This window comes from uncultured Shewanella sp., assembly GCF_947491715.1.
Lineage (GTDB): Bacteria > Pseudomonadota > Gammaproteobacteria > Enterobacterales > Shewanellaceae > Shewanella.
In genome coordinates, this window is record NZ_CANLKR010000038.1 from 40,082 (window position 1) to 48,352 (window position 8,271).

An 8,271-nucleotide genomic window follows, 5' to 3' on the forward strand; every position below is an offset into this window, starting at 1 on the left:
TTCCACCTCTAAGGTACTGCAACTTGAGATAAAATATGTTCTATAACGCTATCAGGTGTTACGCCTTCTGCTTGAGCTTGGTAGCTGAGCAGAAGTCTGTGCCTGAGCACATTGGGTGCAACAGCTTGAATATCTTCAGGAGAGACAAAGTCTCTTTCATACAAATAGGCTCTAGCGCGTGCACATCGCTCAAGTGACAAACTGGTACGAGGGCTGACACCGTATTCGAGCCAACTGCTCAGTTGGCTACTGTAGGCTTCAGGTTGCCTTGTGGCCATAATAATATTCACTATGTATTGCTCTAACGGTTCGGCGAGGTAAATTTCTAACGCTTGATCTCTTGCGGTGAAGATATCTTTTTGGCTGATGGGTGTCGTATGTGGAATGTCGTGTTTCAGCGCTTCTTTTCGCGACATTCGCATGATCCTAAGCTCTGTTTCAGCATCTGGATAATCGAGGTTTAAATGCATTAAAAAACGGTCGAGCTGGGCTTCAGGAAGGGGGTAGGTGCCTTCATTTTCAAGGGGGTTTTGCGTTGCCATCACCAAAAATAAATCAGGTAATTGGTAGCTGTGTTTCCCCACGGTGACTTGACCTTCGCCCATGGCTTCTAACAGTGCAGACTGCACTTTAGCGGGGGCGCGGTTAATTTCATCAGCAAGAATGAGATTGTGGAAAATGGGACCGGATTCAAACTCGAAATCACCGGTTTGAGCACGGTAAATATCGGTACCCGTTAGATCTGCGGGCAGGAGATCTGGGGTGAATTGTACGCGATGAAAATCCCCTTCTACGCCTTCACATAAGGCTTTGACTGCACGGGTTTTTGCCAGCCCCGGTGGGCCTTCAACGAGTAAATGTCCGTCGGCAATCAAGGCGATGAGTAAATTTTCAGTAAGAGAGGGTTGTCCTAGAATGACACTATCTAAGTAATCGCGTAACGCGTGAAATTGACTTAAAGGCATGATGATACTCGTTTATTTTCTAAAATAATCCTTGATGTTCCCTATAATAAATAATTTTTCTAGGCTTTGGCTAGTGTTAAAAGATGAACAAGTGTTTAAAACTTATGGTTTAGAAGGTAGAATCAGAGTCCACTTTGATGGTCTGACCTGTTTCGAAGGTGAAATTTGGTTAAGCAAGGACATAAAATATCTAGATTTTTTAGATAAGATGAATAAGAGGGCGACAAATGAGTGATAGACAACAGGTAACAAATGCCAAAGGCGAGCGGATTGCAATTGTATCAGGCTTACGTACGCCTTTTGCAAAACAGGCAACCGCTTTTCATGGTGTTTCAGCGCTGGATATGGGGAAGATGGTTGTAAATGAACTCATCACTCGCTCTGATCTGGATCCTAAATTAATTGAACAACTTGTGTTCGGGCAAGTGGTGCAAATGCCTAAGGCACCCAACATCGCAAGAGAGATTGTTTTAGGCACTGGTATGAATGTCCATACCGATGCTTATAGCGTGACTCGTGCTTGTGCAACCAGCTTTCAGTCTGCGATCAGTGTGGCTGAGTCAATTATGACGGGCAATATGGATATTGGTGTTGCCGGTGGCTCAGATTCTTCATCTGTACTGCCAATAGGGGTCTCGACTAAACTCGCCCATGCGCTGGTTGATTTGAATAAAGCACGGACTTTTTCACAAAAACTGGCTATTTTTCGCCGTCTTGGGTTGAAAGATTTATTACCTGTTCCTCCAGCTGTGGCTGAATATTCCACTGGTTTGTCAATGGGGCAAACGGCTGAGCAAATGGCTAAGACCTATAATATTAGCCGCGCGGATCAAGATGCATTAGCTCATCGCTCACACACACTCGCTACACAAACATGGGATGCAGGCAAGCTTAACGATGAAGTGATGACGGCTCACGTGCCTCCTTACAAGCAATTTATTGAGCGTGATAATAATATCCGCACCAATTCTGAGCTGGCATCTTATGCCAAATTACGCCCAGCATTTGACCGTAAACACGGCACAGTGACAGCGGCCAATAGTACCCCTTTAACAGATGGTGCCTCTGCCGTATTAATGATGAGCGAAGGTCACGCCAAAGCGTTAGGTTATGAACCGTTAGGTTATATCAAGAGTTATGCGCATTGCGCGATTGATGTATGGCAAGACATGCTAATGGGGCCTTCTTATGCCACACCTCTAGCGTTGAAAAGAGCGGGTATGGAGCTTGAAGATTTAACCTTAATTGAAATGCATGAAGCGTTTGCGGCGCAATCACTTGCTAATATGCAAATGTTTGAGTCGAAAAAGTTTGCCGAAGAAAAGTTAGGCCGCAATCGCGCCATAGGTCAGATTGATATGGATAAGTTTAATGTATTGGGGGGATCGCTTGCCTATGGGCATCCCTTCGCTGCAACAGGGACACGTTTGGTAACGCAAGTTTGCCGTGAATTAAAAAGACGGGGCGGCGGAACGGGATTAGCAACAGCATGTGCGGCAGGGGGTTTAGGGACTGCCATGATAGTTGAAGTGGAGTAAGACTGATGACAAAAACATTTAATTTAACCCGCCGTGAAGATGGTATTGCCGTGTTAACTATGGATGTGCCGGGTGAAACCATGAACACGCTCAGAGCCGAGTTTGGCCCTGAAATTCGAGATGTTCTTAATGAAATCAAAAGCGATAGTCAAATTAAAGGCTTAGTGCTGGTTTCTGGAAAGAAAGATTCCTTTGTGGCGGGCGCCGATATTAGCATGCTCGATGCTTGCCGAACGGCCAAAGATGCGAAAACCGTATCATCAGAAGGGCATGTTGTTTTCAATGAACTGGAAGGGCTTAATATTCCTGTGGTGGCGGCCATACACGGTGTGTGTTTAGGGGGGGGATTAGAGCTGGCGCTGGCTTGTCATCAACGGGTTTGTAGTGACAGTAAAAAAACCTTAATGGGCCTTCCTGAAGTGCAGCTGGGTTTGTTACCTGGTGGTGGGGGAACACAAAGATTACCGAGATTAGTGGGCGTGGCGAAGTCGCTAGATTTGATGCTAACGGGTAAACAAGTGAGGCCTAAACAAGCCCTTAAAATGGGGCTTGTGGATGATATGGTGCCAGAGTCTATTTTGCTTGAAACGGCTGTAGCAATGGCCCTTAAAGGAAAAAAGAGCGCTAAAAAGCAAAAGCCACTGATGGAGCGGGTGTTAGAAGGAACCAGTGTTGGCCGTAATATCATTTTCGATCAAGCCAGCAAACAAGTGGCGAAGAAAACTCAAGGCAATTATCCTGCCCCAGCGAAAATTATTCATTGTGTTCGTCAAGGGATGGCAAAAGGAATAACGAAGGGATTAGCCGTTGAAGCACAGTCATTTTCAGAGTTAGTCGTCTCCAGTGAGTCGGCAGCATTACGCAGTCTCTTTTTTGCGACCACTGAAATGAAAAAAGAAACCGGTGCAGGGGATGTTCAACCCAAAGACATTAAAAAAGCCATGGTGCTTGGTGGTGGGTTAATGGGCGGCGGAATTGCTTCTGTGACGAGCAGCAAAGCGAAAATTCCTGTTCGAGTTAAAGATATTAATCAAAAAGGGTTAAGTAACGCCTTATCTTACGCTTATAAACTGTTGGATAAAGGGGTTAAACGACGTCATATGACGCCAGCGGTTCGTGATAATGTCATGGCATTGATGACCACGAGCACCGATTTTACGGGAGTCAAAAATACCGATATCGTGGTTGAAGCTGTATTTGAAGATTTAGCCCTTAAACATCAAATGGTCAAAGACATTGAGCGTGAGTGTTCTGAGTCGACTATTTTTGCCTCGAATACCTCTTCATTACCCATTAGCCAGATTGCAGAGGCGGCGACGCGTCCAGAAAATGTTATCGGACTGCATTATTTCTCACCAGTAGAGAAAATGCCGCTTGTAGAAGTGATTGCTCATGCTAAAACCTCGCCAGAAACGATTGCGACGACAGTGGCTTTTGCTCGTAAACAAGGCAAGACGCCGATTGTGGTTCAAGATGGTGCAGGTTTTTATGTGAACCGTATTTTAGCCTTATACATGAATGAAGCTGCGGCTTTATTGCTAGAAGGCCAAAGCGTGGAGCATTTAGATAAAGCGCTGGTTAAATTTGGTTTCCCTGTTGGACCTATGACCTTACTTGATGAAGTGGGGATTGATGTTGGCGCCAAAATATCGCCCATTTTAGAAGCGGAATTGGGAGAGCGGTTTAAAGCGCCAGCAGCCTTTGATGCTTTGATGGCGGACGATCGAAAAGGGCGTAAAAACCAGAAAGGTTTCTATTTATACAATAAAGGCAAGAAAAAGAAGAAACAAGTCGATGAGAGCGTTTATCAGGTATTGGGGTTAACACCCGGAGCCAATGGCAGTATGGATGAACTTGCTCAGCGTTGTGTGGTGCAAATGCTCAATGAAGCCGTACGTTGTCTAGAAGAGAAGATTATTGCCTGTCCAAGAGACGGTGATATTGGCGCTATTTTTGGTATTGGTTTCCCTCCCTTTCTCGGTGGGCCTTTCCGCTACATTGATACACTCGGTGCGGGCAAGTTAGTGTCTATTCTCAATGATTATAAAGCGCAATTTGGTGATCGTTTTGAGCCTTGCCAAATGTTGGTGGATATGGCTGAAAATAAGAGTCGTTTTTTCGAGCAATAAACACATTGCCAAAAAGGCTTATCGATACAGCGACGTAATGATGACATGGTAAAGCGACGTTAATAAAAAACGCCAATAAATTTAACTTATTGGCGTTTTTATTTGTGTTTTATAGTACGCCCCATATTAAGCGCTACATAAGGGGGCCGTCAATTTCATCGCTTCAAAGAAATGGCTATGCTCTCTGATTGGTAAATCGACAAAAAAACCGAGCCTGACAAGGTAAGACCCGGATCTTGATATATTTAACACATCTGTTAATTGTTCAATAAAGCATGAAATGATCGGGTTCAGACCGATATGTCGGTGCTTTGATGCGTGTTAAAATGTTTACTTTGTATTTCTCTTGCAATAATAATCAACAGCTTTACTGACCAGTTCAACGCCAGTTTGCTCGCAAGGAGGGAGGGTGGCATCCGATGTATTGATAGGCGTGACTCTATTTCCCCATTTGATTAATGCTGCAGCAGAGGTTAACCCCGCGCCAAAAGCACACGATAAAATGGTTTGACCGGGTTTGATTTTCCCTTGCTCTAGTGCATCACAAATCGTGATAGGGATCGTCGCAGCTGAGGTATTACCATAATTGGCAATATTGACGATGGCTTTTTCTTTTGGAATTTTCATGCGATGTATTAAGGTATCGATAATACGTTCATTCGCCTGATGAGGGATCACCCAATCGATATCATCTTTCGTCATCTTACATTTTTCAAGGACTTGGGCACTGAGTTTCCCCATGCCAGCAATGGCGCGTTTAAAAATTTCCTGGCCATTAAATTCAATAAAGAAGTTTAACGACTCAGGATCAAATTTATCCATTCCTGTGCCAAATTGAGATTTCAGAATATCGCGACCGGTGGGATCGTTATTGAGCTCATAACCGAGTATTCCTCCCGGCGTGTTGGTGGCTTCAACGACGACAGCGCCAGCGCCATCTCCAAACAGAACGGCGGTATCACGTTTAGACCAATCAATGAAGAAAGACAGACGCTCTGCACCAACCACTAAAACTTTTTTACTTTGCCCACTTTGAATTTGCGCATTAGCTAACCCTAAAGCATATAAAAATCCGCTACACGCGGCATTAATATCAAAGGCGGGACAGTGTGCGCCAATATTGGCTTGTACCGTTGAGGCAATATTAGGAATTAAGGTGTCGGCGGTGGCAGTGGCTAAAATAATCATATCAAGTTCATCTGCCTCAATGCCTGCTGCAGCTAACGCATGTTTGGCAGCTACCGATGCGAGCTCTGAGGTATTGACGTGACTGATATGGCGTTGACTAATACCTGTACGAGGCTTTATCCATTCATCGGATGTTTCGATGAAGGTTTCCAGATCATGATTGGTCAAGATGGCTGGTGGAACACATTTTCCCCAGCCCGTTATTGTTGCGTACTGCATTAGGTATTCTCTCAAATATTAGCTAAGGGTGTGAGCTTAACTATTTTTGTTTAAGCACTTAATTTGTCTCTTTACTCAACTTATCAAAACGTAAGGATAATGTATTCGTTTTAATCGTTATAAATGAACAACAAATTAAGTCAGATTGTATTGTTTTTACGCTAAATATTTATTACTCAATAGTCGATAAGGGCTATTGAGGTTGGACTAACTGACGAATTGATTCAGCGGCCTGTAAAATATGTTGCCTAAGTAATGTCACGGCCGCATCCACATTTTTTTGCTTGCAATAATCGAGTAATTCTCGATGCTCTTTCTCAGCTTGGGCTATGCCCCCTGCGAGTAAGAGTTGCAAACGTATATAGCGATCACAATTCGTTTTAAGTCCTTGCACCATATCTAATGCATAAGGGCGATTGGCAGCTTGGTATAAACTGGTATGAAACTGGCGATTGAGCTCACTCCAGCTACTGACCGACTGTTTTTGTTTAAAAGCAAACTCAAGCTCAATTAAAATGTGTTCAGCTTTCTCAATATCTTCATCTTGCATATTCATAATAGCTTTGGCAAGTAATTCAGTTTCAATGAGTGCTCTAAGTTCAAATAACTCGGTTACCTGTTCAACGGAAAGCTCAGTGGCTGTCGCCCCTTTATGGGCCTCAAATCTCACCAAGCCTTCAGCTTCTAATTGCAATAAGGCTTCTCTAATGGGGATCCGGCTTACATTGAGCTCATCAGCAAGTGCACTTTGCCTGAGTGGCTCTCCTGCTTTTATGTGACCGGATAAGATTTTTTCCCTCAGTACTTCGACCACTACCTGCGTTCTTGTTTTGTGGATGATAGGGGAACTTATACTCATATAATCATTATTTAAACCTGAAATTCTAACCTGAAAGAATACCGTTTATTCGGCGATAAATAAAGATGAATAGCGACGTAATTGTAAAGAAAATATGGTGATAGCGTGTGCCTCGAATGCATTTTAACGAAGGAAATCAATGAAGCTACCTATAAAATGCGACAGATATAGCCATAATTGTAATGCTAAATAAATAAAAGTGGGATCCCGTAATAGGAAAGAGGTATAATTTTATGCATAAAATGTGTAATTCGCTTCAAAATATTAACCTTGGAGAATAAAGCTGTGGATCGAGCAGTATTTCTAGATCGAGATGGAGTGATCAATAAAGATCATGGTTATGTATATCAAGTTGATGACTTTGAATATATTGAAGGTGTATTTGATGCTTGCTTATCGCTAAAAGCAATGGGGTTTAAACTTGCAGTGGTGACTAACCAGTCTGGAATCGCAAGAGGCTTATATACAGAAGATGATTTTCATCAGTTGACAGAGTGGATGGATTGGAACTTTGCCGATAAAGGGGTCGACTTAGATGGCATCTATTATTGCCCGCATCATGAGACTGCGGGATTGGGTGAATATCAGTGTGAGTGTGAGTGTCGTAAACCGAAAGCGGGTATGTTCAAAACCGCGTCACAGTTTCTTAATCTTGATTTAAGTTCATCGGTCATGGTGGGTGATAAGCGTGATGACATGCTGGCCGCACAGACGGCGGGTATTCCAATACGGATATTAGTTAGAACAGGAAAAACAGTCACAGAAGAAGCCATAGCCGCCTCTACCGTTGTGCTAGACAGTATTGCCAATGTGCCTGATTATCTCGCTTCTCTTGAGTAGAGAAGAAAAGACTAGATGTATTCATTTAGTTTTACTTTTTGACTCTTTAATGAGCATATAAGCAGATAGAATAAACTGTTTGTTTAAACTTTGACCGAACGTCTGGTGTTTTTAATATTTTATAATAAAAGCCCTTGCACCTGATAAAAATCTCCCTATAATACGCACCCCTAGCCACTTGAAACTCATTCAAATGGCTGCTGATTCATTCAATAGAATGAAGAGCATGTTCTTTAAAAAGTTGACAAGCAAATCTGTGTGGACACTCACAGAGATTAAGTTATTCGAAACTGTCTCACTTCTTTCTAGTAAAGAGTGAAGCAGTCAAAAAATTACTTAATGAATGAGTGTTCATAGCAATATGAAAAAGTTTGATTTCACTTCTTCCTTTGTGAAGAGTGTGGAAACAAATCACAGAATTCATTGAGCAGAAGTCATTCTTGTAAAAGAGTGCTTCAACAAAACTTTAATTGAAGAGTTTGATCATGGCTCAGATTGAACGCTGGCGGCAGGCCTAACACATGCAAGTCGAG

6 protein-coding genes and 1 rRNA gene are annotated in these 8,271 nt (G+C 42.9%); 4 read left to right on the forward strand and 3 right to left on the reverse strand.

Annotated elements, in window-relative coordinates; translation table 11 throughout:
- Nucleotides 1–8 precede the first annotated feature (8 nt).
- Nucleotides 9–965 carry a MoxR family ATPase gene (locus Q0779_RS19650; RefSeq protein WP_298775291.1) on the reverse strand — a complete coding sequence of 319 codons (957 nt, stop codon included), beginning with the start codon at nucleotides 963–965 and terminating at the stop codon, nucleotides 9–11.
- Between the two features lie 227 nt (nucleotides 966–1,192).
- Between Q0779_RS19650 and fadI the strand changes: the two genes are divergently transcribed.
- On the forward strand, nucleotides 1,193–2,503 hold the full coding sequence (gene fadI, locus Q0779_RS19655) for an acetyl-CoA C-acyltransferase FadI (protein WP_298775293.1): 1,311 nt from the start codon (nucleotides 1,193–1,195) through the stop codon (nucleotides 2,501–2,503).
- Between the two features lie 5 nt (nucleotides 2,504–2,508).
- Entirely contained in the window at nucleotides 2,509–4,632 is a 2,124-nt protein-coding gene (gene fadJ / locus Q0779_RS19660; RefSeq protein WP_298775294.1) for a fatty acid oxidation complex subunit alpha FadJ, read from the forward strand.
- Nucleotides 4,633–4,962: 330 nt separating this feature from the next.
- Here the strand turns inward: fadJ and Q0779_RS19665 are convergent, their stop codons facing one another.
- Together Q0779_RS19665 and Q0779_RS19670 are read right to left on the reverse strand one after the other, a co-directional pair.
- Complete coding sequence (locus tag Q0779_RS19665) at nucleotides 4,963–6,039, reverse strand: ketoacyl-ACP synthase III (protein ID WP_298775296.1); 1,077 nt, start codon at nucleotides 6,037–6,039, stop codon at nucleotides 4,963–4,965.
- A gap of 193 nt (nucleotides 6,040–6,232) precedes the next feature.
- Nucleotides 6,233–6,898: a GntR family transcriptional regulator gene (locus Q0779_RS19670; protein WP_298775298.1), complete on the reverse strand. Its 666-nt coding sequence runs from the start codon at nucleotides 6,896–6,898 to the stop codon at nucleotides 6,233–6,235.
- Between the two features lie 285 nt (nucleotides 6,899–7,183).
- Here Q0779_RS19670 and gmhB point away from each other — a divergent pair, with 285 nt between their 5' ends.
- Nucleotides 7,184–7,738, forward strand: a complete 555-nt coding sequence (gene gmhB, locus Q0779_RS19675) for a D-glycero-beta-D-manno-heptose 1,7-bisphosphate 7-phosphatase (RefSeq protein ID WP_298775301.1) — start codon at nucleotides 7,184–7,186, stop codon at nucleotides 7,736–7,738.
- A 467-nt stretch (nucleotides 7,739–8,205) separates the two neighbouring features.
- A 16S ribosomal RNA gene (locus Q0779_RS19680) occupies nucleotides 8,206–8,271 on the forward strand; the annotation flags it as partial.